This is a genomic window from Algoriphagus hitonicola, from assembly GCF_900113375.1.
Taxonomy (GTDB): Bacteria; Bacteroidota; Bacteroidia; order Cytophagales; family Cyclobacteriaceae; genus Algoriphagus; species Algoriphagus hitonicola.
This window is the reverse complement of sequence record NZ_FOPC01000017.1, coordinates 43,438-58,586: the sequence shown is the minus strand read 5'-3', so window position 1 is coordinate 58,586 and position 15,149 is coordinate 43,438. Positions and strand designations below refer to the sequence as shown.

The following is a 15,149-nucleotide window of genomic DNA, read 5'->3' as shown; positions in this document are numbered from 1 at the left end:
AAATGCTATTGAACTATGGATCGATTTAGAGCTCTCTTTTATCTTGTAATTTTGATGCTTTTTGCTTCCTGTGATCGGGAAGTAGAGGTTCCGACTTTTGAGCAGGGATATGATTTTCAACCCTTACTGGTGGGTAGTACCTGGACCTATTCCGTGGATGAAACCATTTACTTTGGGGAAAATGATTCGGAAGACTCTTCGTATTTTCTTCGGGATCATATTCGGACTATTTATGTCAATGATGCAAGAGAACAGGTTTTCGTCCTGGCAAGGTATCGATCTCCCGATCAGGAATCTTGGGAATTTGACCAAGAATATACCCTGCTAGTCCGAGAGGACAAATTGATCCGAACGGTCAATAATCAGCCTGAAGTTGTCTTGGATTTTCCTTTGATTGAAGGGAAAAAATGGGATGGAAATTTATTCAGAAATGCAAATAGCGATGAATACGAGCTTCAGGTGATTTCCTCATCGGAATCGGATGCGCAGGTTAAAATCCTTCAGGAAGAAAGTGACGATGAAATTACCTTTCGGGACAATCGATATGAAGTATTCCAAAAGGGAGTAGGGTTGGTCGAAAAATACGCTGAGGTTTTGACCTATTGCTCTAGAAATGATTGCTTAGGTGAACAATTGATTGATTCAGGGAGTAAACTACACATGAATTTACTGTCTTATGAGCGTCAATAAGTTACTTATCGGATTATTGATGTTTTTATTTTTGGGCTCATCGGGTCAAGCGCAGGATCGTTTTGCAGTTTTTTACAAATTCAAACCTCAGGAAAATTTAAGTTTGGATGACCCGGAGACTTTTTTGACCGAAAAAGCTCTGCTTCGAAGACTGAGAGAAGCTGTTCCGGTTGACAGTACGGATCTTCCTGTTTCACCCAAATATGTGGAAGCTGTCCAAGAAGAAGCAGTTGCTATTTTATATCATACCAAATGGCTCAACGCATCTGTGGTAGTCTTGGAGCAAGATCAAATCGAACCTATATCATCCCTTCCTTTTGTGGAACGGGTAGAACTGATTGGATACGGGTATAATCCGCCTCCGCTGAATGAGCGAACGAGTTTAGGGTCGATGTTAAACGCTAAGTTTTCATTCAATACTGAGCGAAGAAAAGCAGCAAGAATGCTCAAGTCGATGGAATTTCCCACTGATTTTCAAAATGAATTATTGGGAATCAATCTGATGCACGAAGAAGGCTTTAAGGGGGCGGGGGTGACTGTTGCGGTTTTTGATGCAGGCTATCCCGGGGTCAATACCAGTTCGGCACTTGGTCATTTGGTGGATAATAATCAAATCGTCGGATCTATCGATGTAGTCCGGCCGTGGAATGATAATGTCTTTATCGATAATCAGCATGGCACCAATGTACTATCGGTCATTGCCAGCAATGATCCCGAAAAGTTTATAGCTGGAGCGCCTGATGCCAATTACATTTTGGCGATCACTGAAGAGGTGGCTACCGAATACCGAATCGAGGAATTTAATTGGCTAAGAGCTGCAGAATATGCAGATTCTCTCGGCGCGGATATTATTAATGGCTCCTTGGGGTATAATAATTTCTTCGATGATCCCAATATGAATTATACCGCAGAGCAAATTGACGGAAAAACAGCAATTGTGACCCAAGCGGCCAATTTTGCTTCCGAAAAAGGGATTTTGGTCGTGGCGAGCTCCGGTAATGAAGGTCCTGGGGAACGCTCAATTTCACCTCCGGCAGATTCTCCTATGGCTTTGTCGATCGGTTCGCTCAATCAGGATTTGGAGCCTTCTTCTTTCAGTTCGAGAGGACCTACAGCGGATGATCGAATCAAGCCTGATTTGGTCACTTTTGGAAATGGTACAGCGATCATTCGGTCCAACGATAATGTGGGTTTTGCAAGTGGAACATCCTTTTCCGCTCCGCAGATTACCGCTCTGGCCGCTGGTCTTTGGGAAGCTCGGCCAGAATGGACACGAGCTCAGTTGGTAGAGAATTTATTGAGATCTGCTACAAATTCAGATGATCCGGATACCATCATCGGATATGGCATCCCCAATTTTTGGGATGCATACTACGGAGAGATATTAGATGTGGAGGATGAAAAAGAGGAACTAATCTGGAAGGTTTATCCCAATCCTTTGTATGGAGATGAGCTTTTGCTTGAATACAGCTCAGGATTAATTTATGAATTCGAATTGCTGGACATGAGCGGAAAAATCATTTTGAAAACTGAGGTTCAACGAGAGGATTCCAAGATTCCTTTCCGAGTTGATTTTTCGAGCGTTAATCCGGGATTGTACATCATACAAATCCAAGACTCCAAGTCGATTAAAAGAACCAAGCTTTTTAGGTATTAAACCTTTTTGGCTTGGGAGCAAAATTTTATTTGTTTTGTGAATAATTTTCCCCCTTATGCCAGCTAAAATTGCTCCCTCTATTCTTGCTTCTGATTTTGCCAATCTGCAAAAAGAAGTAGAAATGCTCAATGCTTCCGAAGCAGATTACATTCATGTGGATATCATGGATGGTGTTTTTGTTCCCAATATTTCCTTTGGTATTCCGGTGACAGAAGCCATTGCCAAGCATGCCAAAAAGCCACTTGACGTCCATTTGATGATTGTGGACCCGGATCGCTATCTCGAAGCATTTCGAAATGCCGGGGCAGAAATTATCTCGGTTCACTACGAAGCCTGTACCCATCTCCATCGCACGCTGCAAGGGATTAAGCAATTGGGTGCCCAGGCGGGAGTTGCGATCAATCCCCATACTTCGGTTGATCTTTTGGAAGATGTGATTCAGGATATCGATTTGGTCTGTGTGATGTCTGTTAATCCGGGTTTTGGTGGTCAAAAATTCATCGAAAACACCTATCAGAAAGTCAGAAAGCTAAAACAGCTGATTGAATCCAAAGGAGCAAAAACGCAAATTGAAATTGATGGAGGAGTGAATTTGCAAAATGCACCAAAATTGATTGAAGCTGGAGCAGATGTTTTGGTTGCGGGAAGTTTTGTCTTTAGTTCTTTAAAACCCATAGAGACGATCGCAGAATTGAAAAGACTGTAAATAGGCTTATTTTCTTGACCACTTATCCTAAAAAATCTTAATTCAGCGAGAAAATCCTTGATAAATTGGGCATTGGCTAGTTTATTGCAATCTTAGAAAAAACTAAACTCACGATTGATTATGAAAAAAGTATTGCTATTTGGAGCGTTTTTCGCTTTGTTCGGGATGTCCGCTTATGCGCAGGAAGAAGAAGCTGCTGAACCAGTAACTGATGAGGAGCTTACTCAGTATGCAACCATGGAGGCAATGACCTTATTATATAAAGATGATAAAACTGAGGAATTGAGAAATATGGTTCTCGAGAATGAGGTGATCGATGGCGGTGCGCGATATAATGAAATCAAAGCAGCGTGGGGAGATGATGCAAAAATGGCGGAAGCTGAAGTAACAGAAGAAGAAAAAGCAGCATATCAAGCTATTTTGGATTTTCAGAATTCCCTTCAACAAAGCATGGTGGATTATAAAACTGAATTGATTACTGAAAGTGATGTAATAAGTGTTCCAGTTTATAATAAGGTTTTAGCTGCAACCAAAGAAGATCCTGCTTTGAAAGAAAAGCTGGATTCTATGATTACAGAAATCAAAGCAGAAAAAGATGCTGAGCGTGCTGCTGAAAAAGAGGACGGTGAAGCAGAAGCTGCTGAAGACGGAAAATAAATTTTACGATTCATTTTCGCGATTGAATCAAAAGCCTTCCCAACGGGAGGCTTTTTTTATACTTTTACACTGGAACGAAACTTGATACGTTTTTAATTCATGAAAAAATCAATCCTCATTTTCAGCGGAATTTTCCTCTTGAGTAGTACAGTTATTTTGGCTCAGGAAGATGATATTTTTGGCATAACGACCAAGGCCAAAAATCCAAAAAGCGAGTCTGCGGTTGGGAATATCTTTAGAAATGTATTGGAGCAATTTGCCTTGGAACTTTCCACCGGAGGAGCCTATCATCAGTTTGGTACAAGTTTTTATTCCGAAAGGCCCGATAGTTATTTCCTATCGCAATTTCAAAATTTCGACGAGCCATTGGATATTTCAGAGGAAAATCCCTTGGAAATGAACAGTCAGGACTGGACGTTTCCTGTTTTCAATGCCGGTCTCCGCATCAATGTTTTCAACATCATCACCGTCGGAGGTGGCTATGGACAGGAGTGGGGCAACCTGAGTCCGATGAGAGGACAGAATTGGGAAATACCCTTTGAAGGAAGTACCTATCAAGTCAGTAAGTTGTACGGAACCGTGGGATTGATTCTATGGGATGCTAGAAAACGCGCGAAGTATTTACAGTGGAGGTATAGAAACTACGCCTCTGCAAATCTTTATATGCAATCCGAATTGCGTCAGCGGGTACGGCAAGTCTATCCCTGGCGGGTAATCGCAGAAGCGGAATTTGGACAGTTAACTTTGAAAAATGCCATTGATCCTTCTTTGGTAGCCGATGGGACTCCCTACACGCCTAGATTGGCTGTGGCGGACGAGCCCTATTATGGTATTGGGCTGCGATTGGAGCGGGATTTTTCCGAATACACCAAGTTTTTTGTCAAAGGAGGAGTTGAATTCCGAGGATTTAGCTATGCCTCCTCAGATTATTCGGAGTTCCAAGATATTGAACAGCAAGTATATGCCATGCAAGTTGGGTTTTCCTTACGGATTCCTGGCACCAAGCGATGCAAAATCGGTGGATGCGGTGTAGTGATGAAACATTCACACAATGGTATCGAATATCGGGGCAGTGGGATTTTTAATTTGCAAAACCGAAAAATAGGTCAGTGGTATTAATCTCTTCATAAGCTTCTTTTACCATCACATTCTCTTTTCAAAAGCACCTCCTTTTTACTATCTTGCGGCCTTATCATACCCTGTGAATAGCATACTATGGCTCAAGGAGAACACGAGAACATTATTCCCATTAACATTGAAGAGGAAATGCGCGGTGCCTACATCGATTATTCGATGTCGGTTATTGTTTCAAGAGCACTTCCTGATGTCCGAGATGGACTGAAGCCCGTTCACCGAAGAATTCTTTTCGGAATGCAAGAACTGGGCGTATTACATAACAAACCCTATAAAAAATCTGCTAGAATCGTAGGGGAAGTACTCGGTAAGTATCACCCGCATGGGGATTCGGCCGTTTACGAGACGATGGTCAGAATGGCCCAGCCTTGGTCACTTCGCTATCCTTTGGTGGATGGTCAAGGTAACTTTGGTTCTGTCGATGGTGACAATGCCGCCGCCATGCGATATACCGAGGCTAGACTACGACGTATTGCCGAGGAATTGCTGGTGGATATCAATAAAGAGACCGTTGATTTCCAATTCAACTTTGATGATTCGCTGAAAGAACCCATTGTACTTCCTGCCAAGGTTCCAGCACTTTTACTGAATGGTGCTTCTGGGATTGCCGTGGGGATGGCGACCAACATGGCCCCGCACAATCTAGGGGAAGTGATTGATGGGATCATCGCCTACATTGACAATAGAGATATCACCATCCCCGAACTGATGGAGCATATCATAGCTCCCGATTTTCCGACAGGAGGTATTATCTATGGCTATAATGGCGTAAAAGCTGCCTTTGAAACCGGACGGGGAAGAATTGTAGTTCGAGGCAAGGCGAATATCGAATTAAAGGATAATGGAAACCGGGAGATGATCATTATCACCGAAATTCCATATATGGTCAATAAGGCAAACATGGTGGAAAAAACCGCTGCCTTGATCAACGAAAAGAAAATTGATGGGATCTCAGCGATCCGAGATGAGTCTGATCGTTCGGGGATGCGGATTGTATACGAATTAAAGCGTGATGCGATCTCCAATGTAGTCCTCAACAATCTGTACAAACATACGCAGCTTCAGACCTCATTTTCAGTAAATAATGTGGCTTTGGTAAAAGGTCGCCCTCAGACACTTAATCTGAAGGACCTTATAGTTCATTATGTAAGTCATCGCCATGAAGTGGTGGTCAGAAGAACAGAATATGAACTTCGGGAGGCTGAAAAGCGGGCACATATTTTAGAAGGGTATCTGATCGCATTAGATCATTTGGATGAAGTGATTGCCTTGATTAGAAATTCAGCAGATCCGGAAACGGCAAGAAATGGGTTGATCGAGCGATTTGAACTAAGTGAAATTCAGGCAAGAGCTATTCTCGATATGAGACTGCAGCGCTTGACCGGAATGGAGCGGGATAAGATCATCCAAGAATACAAGGAAATCATGGCATTGATTGAGGAATTGAAAGAAATCCTGGCCAACGAAGACAAGCGGATGGAAATCATCAAGACGGAACTTGCAGAAATGAAGGACCGTTATGCTGATGATCGACGAACTGAAATCGAGCATAATGCCGAAGATTTCAGCTATGAGGATATGATTCCAAATGAAGAAGTGATCATTACCGTTTCTCATCAGGGATATATCAAACGAACCGCCTTGACCGAGTATAGAACTCAAGGTAGAGGTGGAGTAGGTTCGAGAGGAGTCAGTACCAAAGAGGATGATTTCACCGAATATTTGTTTACGGCTTCTACGCACAATTACTTATTGATTTTCACCGATAAAGGCAAACTGTTTTGGTTGAAAACCTACGCGATTCCAGAAGGTAGCAAAACTTCCAAGGGCAGACCGATTCAAAATCTGATTAATATCCAGGCGGATGATAAAATCCGATCCATTATTCAGGTGGATGATATCAATGACCTGGATTATGTAAATAATCACTTCCTGGTCATGGTTACTAAGAAGGGGATCATCAAGAAAACTACGCTGGAGCAATACAGCAGACCTCGCTCCAATGGCATTATTGCCTTGAATATTCGGGAAGATGATCAGCTGGTCAATGTAGAAATGACAAACGGTAGTCAACACATTGTCATAGCGGCAAAATCAGGTCGAGCGATACATTTTCCTGAGACAGCAGTTAGACCAATGGGAAGGACTGCCACTGGTGTAAAAGCCATAACCTTAACAGATGTTAATGACTATGTCGTTGGCATGGTATGTGCGTCTGAGGAAAATGCCACCCTCTTGGTAGTATCTGAGAAAGGTTACGGAAAACGCTCCAATCTTGACGAATACCGAATCACCAACCGAGGCGGGAAAGGTGTTAAAGCCATGAATACCACCGAAAAAACGGGGACCTTGGTAGCGATTAAGGAGGTAGTGGATACCGATGATTTGATGATCATCAATAAGTCGGGAATCATTATCAGAATATCTGTCGAAGCGCTACGGATTATGGGTAGGGCGACGCAGGGAGTAAGACTGATCAAAGTTGGTGAAGGAGATGAGATTTCTTCCGTTGAAAAAATTTCTAAAGAAGAAGTAGAAGAAAATTCAGATTCTTCACAAATTGCAGATAATAATTCGGAAGAAACCCCCGAAAACAACGAATAACCAAACAATTAAAGATAAACGTAACTAGATGAAAAAGCTAATTCTATCGTTGGCCTTGGTCGCTGTGACGGCCATAGCTTTTGGACAAAAGAAAGTAGTACGTTCTGCTAATAAAAACTTCAAGTCTGGAGATTTGGAAGCGGCACTTACTGATATCAATACAGCAATCGAGGATCCTGAGACTGGAGCTGAACCAGAAACTTACCTCTTGAAAGCTCAAATCGAGCTCAAGATGTTCGGTTCAGATTCAACTCAAAATGCAGAAAACCTTGAAATTGGAGAGGCTTCATTAGCCACTTTTTTCAAAACCTTCGAAATGGCTGGTTCCAATAAAGAAGACGGAGTAGGAAAAGATGTTTATGCTGACGATGTGACAGGCGTTCCTGACAACTTACGGCCGTATTCCATTTTCACCTTGAAAAACACTTCATTTGACAAAGCCATCAGAAGCTATGAAAATGAAGATTTGGAGATGGCCTATGAATATTTCAACCTAGCGGGAGAGATTGATCAAATGGATACTACTATTCATTACAATGCCGGGTTCTTGGCAAATGAACTTGGAAGAACTGAAGATGCGAAAAAACACTTCAACCTTTTGTTTGAAATTCCTGAATACAATAAACTCAACGCGTATTACACCATGATCCAAATCGCAAGTGCTGAGGAGGATTCTGAAGGTGCTTACGAATTGGTTAAAAACGCAAGAGAAGAATATCCTGAGGATAAAGTTTTGGCGGAATATGAGATTCAGTTGCTTTTGCAATTGAATAAAATGGACGAAGCGATGGCTCAAATCAATGAGGCATTGAAAAAAGATCCAGAAAACACTGCGATCCTTTTGAGATCAGGTTATTTGAAAGAGCAGTCTGGTGACATCGAAGGTGCTTTGGCCGATTACAAAAAGTCAGTGGAAGTGGATCCGGAATTCTATGAAGGAAACTATTACACGGGCGCTTTATTGCTTGAAATGGCCAAAGAGGTGATGACGGAGCTAAATGCACTTTCTGATGAGGAATGGGAAAAAAGATCCGACGAAATGGGAGCAACGATTAACGGCTATTACGATGACGCTGTTCCATATTTCGAAAAATCATTGGAGATTCGTCCAGAAGATACCGATGTCATGGCTATTTTGTTCCAGATTCACTCGCGTTTGAAAAATGCCGAAGAGGCAGAAAAGTATAACCAAAAACTGATCGAACTTCTCGGTCCAAACTGGATGGAAGAAGGTTGATTTTAACAAACATTCATTAGTAAAAAAGGTTGTCTCTCCAGGGACAACCTTTTTTTGTGCCCCATGTCACATCAAATTTCTAATCTTTGGGTTTAATTGGTTTTAATTGAATTAATAGGCAATTTTATTCTTTCAAACCTATTAATATTCCAATAAGCCTAATTGTACCAAAGCTAATTTCATGAAAGAGTTACAATTCCCCAAGGAAGATCAAATTCCTGAATCCTTTCGCCTGAAGGAGCCACTTCGACAAAAAACCTATTTGTCCAATGGACTCATGAAAGTCTGGAAAGGAAAATCCCACGATGTTTTTTCTCCCATCTGCGTTGAAAAAAAATCAGGACCAACCCGAGTCTTGGTAGGCTCCTATCCTGTCTGTGGTGAAAAAGAAGCACTGGAAGCACTGGATGCCGCAGAGCATGCCTATGACAATGGAAGAGGCGAATGGCCTACGATGTCGGTAGCTGACCGGATCAAATGCATCGAAAAGTTTACCCAACGAATGATCGAAAAGCGGGAAGAAGTAGCCAAACTTATTCTCTGGGAGATCGGTAAGTCCTATTCAGATTCTTTGAAGGAATTTGACCGGACAGTGGAGTACATTTATGCGACAGTAGACGCTCTTAAAGACCTGGATCGACAATCTTCTGGATTTCAGATCGTTGATGGTATTGCAGCGCAGATTCGACGCTCTCCTCTTGGGGTGGTGCTCTGTATGGGACCGTTTAACTATCCGCTAAATGAAACCTATACCACGCTTATTCCTGCTTTGATCATGGGAAATACTGTCTTGTTTAAGCCGCCAAAACATGGTTCATTATTGCATTTCCCACTTCTTGAGGCTTTTGCAGAATGTTTTCCAAAAGGCGTAGTCAATTCTGTATATGGACGTGGTGCAGATATTATCCCGCCACTGATGAAGTCTGGGCGAATCAATGTTTTGACATTGATCGGTTCCAGCAAAGTAGCCGACCAACTTAAAAAACTCCATCCTAAAGTAAATCGCCTTCGGGCTATTTTGGGATTGGATGCCAAAAATGCGGCAATCGTCACGGCGAATGCTGACTTGGACTTGGCCGTGAAAGAATGCATTACCGGATCCTTGTCCTTCAATGGTCAACGCTGTACCGCACTTAAAATCATTTTTGTCCATAAGTCTATCGTGGATGAATTTAACAAGAAACTGGTAGAGGCCATTGGCAAACTAAAAGTAGGAATGCCATGGGAAAATGGGGTGAATATTACCCCCCTTCCGGAGCCTCAAAAACCTCATTACTTGCAGGACTGTCTGAAAGATGCTGAAAAGCATGGAGCAAAAATCCTTAACGAACATGGGGGAGAAACCAATGAATCCTTTGTCTATCCCGCGGTCGTTTATCCGGTCACAGAAAAAATGAAACTCTACCGAGAAGAGCAGTTTGGACCGATTATTCCCGTGCTTCCTTTTTTGAGGATCGAAGAACCGATCGAATATTTGATAGAATCTCCACATGGTCAGCAGGTGAGTTTGTTTAGCAGCGACCCGGAGGAACTTTCCAAATTAATCGATCCACTCGTGAATCAAGTCAGTCGGGTAAATATCAATTCCCAATGCCAACGAGGCCCGGATGTGTTTCCGTTCACAGGTCGAAAAGACAGTGCCGAGGGTACACTTTCCGTTTCGGATGCACTCAGATCTTTTAGTATCCGATCCTTAGTTGCTGCAAAGCTCACGGAGGAAAACAAACATCTCTTGAATGAAATTATCACCGATCAAGAGTCAAACTTCCTAAGTACCAAATTTATATTTTAATTAAAAAGGCCGGGTCAAGTAACTAGCCCGGCCTTTTTTAATGATGGAAGAATAAAAGTTTTTTCAGCTTTATTAAAAGCTTTAATCCATTATCAGGATTCATTTAGCTATTCTAAAATCCTTGTGAGAATACCAAAGCCTTTAAATCCTTGATTTAGAATGAAAAGGTCTCCACTGATCACAAAAAATTTTTATTTGAATGCTGCTTCGGCTAGTTTCGGGAAGAATAGTTAAACCATCTATGATAAACCTGAAATCTATGAAAATGATCCTGCTGATTTTCTGTGGGGCGATTTTTCATACCATCTCTGCTCAGTCCCTTTCCTCAGCTGAAATTTATCATGAATTATTAAAGTTTAAAGAAACCAAGCGAGTTCTCTACGTAGCTGCCCACCCCGATGATGAAAACACTCGTTTAATCGCCTTTTTGGCAAATGAACTCAAAGCCCAAGTGGGTTATTTGAGTTTGACGAGAGGAGATGGAGGCCAAAATTTGATCGGTTCGGAATTAGGAATAGGCTTGGGGCAAATCAGAACTCAAGAACTCCTAAAAGCCCGGGAAACGGATGGAGGAAGACAGTTTTTTACCCGTGCAAAGGATTTTGGGTTTAGCAAAAATCCCAATGAAACCTTACAGAATTGGGACCGGGAAACGATCCTTTCGGATGTGGTCTGGGTGATTCGGAGATTCCGCCCGGACATTATCATCACCCGCTTCAATACCATTCCCGGCGTTACTCATGGTCATCACACGACTTCTGCGATAATGGCCGAAGAAGCCTTTGACTTAGCCGGTAACTCGGATGCTTTTCCCGAACAACTTCAATATGTGGAAAGCTGGTCGCCCAAACGGATTTTTTGGAATGCGTATAATTTCCGAGGAGAATTTGAACCCGAGGAAGGGAAAATTTATCATGAATTTCAGACGGGTAATTTCAATCCTATTTTGGGAAAAAGTTACGCTCAGATCGCTGCTGATAGCCGGACTATGCACAAATCTCAAGGTTTCGGTTCCACAGCCGGAATCGGCGAGGCCGTGGATCATATCCAATTTATCAAAGGAGAACCCTTTTCTGAAAGTCCTTTTGATGGGGTTCAAAACCGCTGGGAAAGCTTATCTAACGGGGATGAAATTGAAGCTGCGATTGATCAGATAATCGAGGATTACGATTTTACAAATCCTTCAGCCATAGCATCTGATTTATTGAAATTAAGAGAAAGATTATTGAATGAAGCGGTAGATGAGATTTGGTTTGAAGAAAAATTGAAGACCTTGGACCAATTGGTGATTCATGCCTTAGGGCTGGATTTTGAATTTAATAGTCGAAAGGAAACGGGATTTCCAGGAGCAGAAATCACAGGAGAATTAGTATTCAATAATCCCTCTGATTTTGAAGTTTCTAATCTTTCGATTCAGCTTTTTGGGGAAACTTTCAACCCTGAGAGCAATGCCTCGGTAAGCAACAATCAACCCCTTCGACTTCCCGTCAAAGCGAACATTCCTCCGAAAACCCCTTTTTCACAGCCTTATTGGCTGGAAAATTACCTTGATGGTCCGATGTATCCGGTGACCGATCAACTCAAAATTGGGGATGCTTTTAATCCAGCGGCTATCCAATCAGAAATGTCATTTACTGTTGAAGGACAAGAGTTTTTGGTAAAGGTTCCGTTGATGTTCAAATACAATGATCAGGTAAACGGGGAGGTAAAGCAGCCTTTTGCCATTGTTCCCGAAATTGATCTTTCCTTATCAAAGTTCACCGTTTTCAATCTTTCCGATAAACCGGGAGAAGTCACCGTCACGGTAAACTTCCGGGATAGGATTAAAGACGGGGAATTGGTTTTTGAAGGATTAAAGTCAGAAAATTTTAGAATTCTAGAAGTAAGGGATGATTCCTATAGAAAGCAGCGGATTTATCAAGTCCAATTTATAAAGGATAAGCCTGGCAAAAAATCAATCAGAGCGGTTTATAAAACAGAAGACAGTCGGCTTTTTGATCAGATTACCAATCGGATCATTTACGATCATATCCCTAATCTCACTTATTTTCAGCCGGCACTGATCTCGCTTATTGAAGCGGATTGGGAGATTTCCGGAGAGCGAATCGGGTACATTCCCGGTGCAGGGGATGATGTGCCTGCTGTGCTCCAAGCCTTGGGATATTCTGTCACGATGATCGGTCCCTCAGATTATACTGTGGATTATCTTTCTCAATTTAAAACGATCATAGTGGGCATCAGAGCATACAATGTCAACTCAGACTTGGCCACCAACCAGCAATCCATGATGGGCTATGTTCGATCCGGAGGAAATTTGATCGTCCAATACAATACATCTTCTCCGCTTTTGACCACGCAACTTGGGCCTTTCCCATTTAGCATCACGAGGGATAGAGTAGCCGTGGAATCAGCGGAGGTGACTGCTGATTTTGAGCATCCATTGCTAAAAGGACCAAATCCCATTCAGTCAGCGGATTTTGAAGGTTGGATTCAGGAGCGGGGATTGTATTTTGCAGGAGATCTTGATGAGCAATACAGTACTCCCTTTGTCATGAATGACCCGGAGGAAGATCCAAAAACCGGATCTCTGATTTATGGAAAGTATGGAGAAGGTACTTATGTTTATACCGGATTGTCGTTTTTCAGGCAGTTGCCGGCAGGAGTGCCAGGAGCCATCAAATTATTCATCAACATGATCGATCAACCCTAATGGAAGAAAAGAAAGTTAACTGGACAAATCTTTATTTGGGCCTCATGGGACTTTTAGTCCTTCAGATCGGCTTGTTTTATTGGTTAATGAAGGCTTTTTCATGAGCGCGCTCGATTGGATTGTTTTATTTGGTACGCTGGGGACCATTGCCATTTACGGGATTTATAAAACCCGAGGCAAAAAAAATCTGGATTCATACCTAAGAGGAGGAAATTCGATGAACTGGTGGACCATTGGACTTTCCATCATGGCCACACAAGCCTCAGCGATTACCTTTCTAAGTACTCCTGGGCAAGCTTACGAAAGTGGAATGGGATTTATTCAATTCTACTTTGGTTTGCCACTAGCGATGATTATCATATCGGTTTTTTTCATTCCTATTTATTACAAGCTTAAAGTTTATACGGCCTACGAATATCTGGAAAATCGATTTGATCTGAAGACCAGAACCTTAGCGGCTTTGTTGTTTATTATTCAGCGGGGTTTGGCTTCGGGGATTACCATCTATGCTCCAGCGATTATCCTCTCGACCTTATTGGGTTGGAATTTGACCTGGACCGTAATTTTTATTGGGGCGGTGGTGATTATTTATACGGTTTCGGGTGGAACCAAAGCTGTGTCCATTACGCAAAAACAACAAATGGCCGTCATGATGGGCGGAATGATTTTAGCAGGTATCATCGTGCTCAATTTATTGCCTGTTTCCTTTACTGAGGCGCTACACGTGGCCGGGAAAATGGAAAAACTCAATATTGTCAACTTTGAATTTGATCCTTCCGATCGCTACAATGTCTGGTCTGGAATGACAGCTGCCGTCTTTCTTTTCCTTTCCTATTTCGGAGCTGACCAAAGTCAGGTTCAGCGCTATCTATCCGGTCAGACCCTCTCTCAAAGCCGAATGGGATTGATTATGAATGGATTTCTAAAAATCCCCATGCAGTTTATCATTCTTTTTATCGGGGTGATGGTGTTTGTTTTTTACCAGTTTTATCAGCCGCCGGTTGTCTTTAATATGGTTCAAACCGAAAAGCTAAAAAACAGTGAGTTTTCAGATGATTTTGCGCTCTTGGAAAATCGATATACGGAGAATTTTGAGCAAAGTAAGGCCGAGTATCTTTCGATGCTAGAAGCGATTGAGAGTGGAAATGATGAAAATGCATCGGAGTTTAGCACCAAACTCCAATCACTCAAGGAAGAGCAGGAAGTAATTCGGGATGAGGTAAAAGAGTTAATTGTCAAAAATGATCCGGTAGCTGAAACCCGGGATACAGATTATGTATTTATGCGCTTTGTGATGGATCATCTTCCGGAGGGAATTGTAGGGCTTTTGTTTGCCGTGATATTTTCGGCGGCTATGTCCTCCAGTGCTTCCGAGCTCAATTCCTTGGGTTCGACTACTACGATTGACCTTTATAAAAGATCGATAAAAAAAGAGGCTACCGATGGACATTATGTGATTTCATCCAAGTTGTTCACAGCACTTTGGGGTGCAGGGGCTATCTTATTTGCTATTTACGCCTCGCTTTTTGAAAACCTGATTCAAGCCGTTAATTTGTTGGGTTCCTTGTTTTACGGAACCATCCTTGGGATTTTTATCGTGGGATTTATGATGAAATGGATCAAAGGGCAAGGGGTATTTATTGCGGCGCTTTTTTCTCAAGCATTGATTTTGATCATTCACTTTAAAAATGGAGAAGGGCTATTTGGCTTTCACTGGGACATTGGATTTTTGTGGTATAATGCCATCGGCTGTTTATCGGTAATGCTTTTCGCAGTGATTATTCAGAGTACGATGAAATTAATCCAAGGCAAATAAAAAAGCTGTTTCAAAAATAGTTTATTAATAGCCTGCCCCGAACTTGTTTCGAGAGAGTGGACGTGTATTGGTTCGAAATACAAGAAGTTAGGGCTTCGACTACGCTCAGCCTGACAACAAATACGCTCAGCCTGACAACGACTACG

General features: G+C 42.2%; 10 protein-coding genes. All 10 read left to right on the top strand.

Features of this window, described 5'->3' with window-relative positions; genetic code table 11:
* Nucleotides 1-15: 15 nt before the first annotated feature.
* Complete coding sequence (locus BM043_RS17780) at nucleotides 16-690, top strand: hypothetical protein (RefSeq protein WP_092794147.1); 675 nt, start codon at nucleotides 16-18, stop codon at nucleotides 688-690.
* Nucleotides 677-2,347 (top strand): S8 family serine peptidase, encoded by a 1,671-nt coding sequence (locus BM043_RS17775; RefSeq protein WP_092794145.1) that lies wholly within the window; start codon nucleotides 677-679, stop codon nucleotides 2,345-2,347. Before BM043_RS17780 ends, BM043_RS17775 begins: the two co-directional genes overlap by 14 nt.
* A 55-nt stretch (nucleotides 2,348-2,402) precedes the next feature.
* Nucleotides 2,403-3,053 carry a ribulose-phosphate 3-epimerase gene (rpe, locus tag BM043_RS17770; RefSeq protein ID WP_092794142.1) on the top strand — a complete coding sequence of 217 codons (651 nt, stop codon included), beginning with the start codon at nucleotides 2,403-2,405 and terminating at the stop codon, nucleotides 3,051-3,053.
* Between the two features lie 120 nt (nucleotides 3,054-3,173).
* Nucleotides 3,174-3,710 carry a hypothetical protein gene (locus BM043_RS17765; protein WP_245753074.1) on the top strand — a complete coding sequence of 179 codons (537 nt, stop codon included), beginning with the start codon at nucleotides 3,174-3,176 and terminating at the stop codon, nucleotides 3,708-3,710.
* A 99-nt stretch (nucleotides 3,711-3,809) separates the two neighbouring features.
* Complete coding sequence (locus tag BM043_RS17760) at nucleotides 3,810-4,829, top strand: hypothetical protein (RefSeq protein ID WP_092794137.1); 1,020 nt, start codon at nucleotides 3,810-3,812, stop codon at nucleotides 4,827-4,829.
* A gap of 96 nt (nucleotides 4,830-4,925) precedes the next feature.
* Nucleotides 4,926-7,448 carry a DNA gyrase subunit A gene (gene gyrA / locus BM043_RS17755; RefSeq protein WP_092794134.1) on the top strand — a complete coding sequence of 841 codons (2,523 nt, stop codon included), beginning with the start codon at nucleotides 4,926-4,928 and terminating at the stop codon, nucleotides 7,446-7,448.
* A gap of 28 nt (nucleotides 7,449-7,476) precedes the next feature.
* On the top strand, nucleotides 7,477-8,685 hold the full coding sequence (locus BM043_RS17750) for a tetratricopeptide repeat protein (protein WP_092794132.1): 1,209 nt from the start codon (nucleotides 7,477-7,479) through the stop codon (nucleotides 8,683-8,685).
* Nucleotides 8,686-8,866: 181 nt separating this feature from the next.
* Nucleotides 8,867-10,477: an NADP-dependent glyceraldehyde-3-phosphate dehydrogenase gene (locus BM043_RS17745; protein ID WP_092794129.1), complete on the top strand. Its 1,611-nt coding sequence runs from the start codon at nucleotides 8,867-8,869 to the stop codon at nucleotides 10,475-10,477.
* A gap of 259 nt (nucleotides 10,478-10,736) precedes the next feature.
* The gene (locus BM043_RS17740) at nucleotides 10,737-13,187 is read left to right on the top strand and encodes a PIG-L family deacetylase (RefSeq protein WP_092794218.1); all 2,451 of its coding nucleotides are present in this window, start codon (nucleotides 10,737-10,739) and stop codon (nucleotides 13,185-13,187) included.
* Nucleotides 13,188-13,287: 100 nt separating this feature from the next.
* The gene (locus tag BM043_RS17735; protein ID WP_092794126.1) at nucleotides 13,288-15,003 is read left to right on the top strand and encodes a sodium:solute symporter family protein; all 1,716 of its coding nucleotides are present in this window, start codon (nucleotides 13,288-13,290) and stop codon (nucleotides 15,001-15,003) included.
* Nucleotides 15,004-15,149 lie beyond the last annotated feature (146 nt).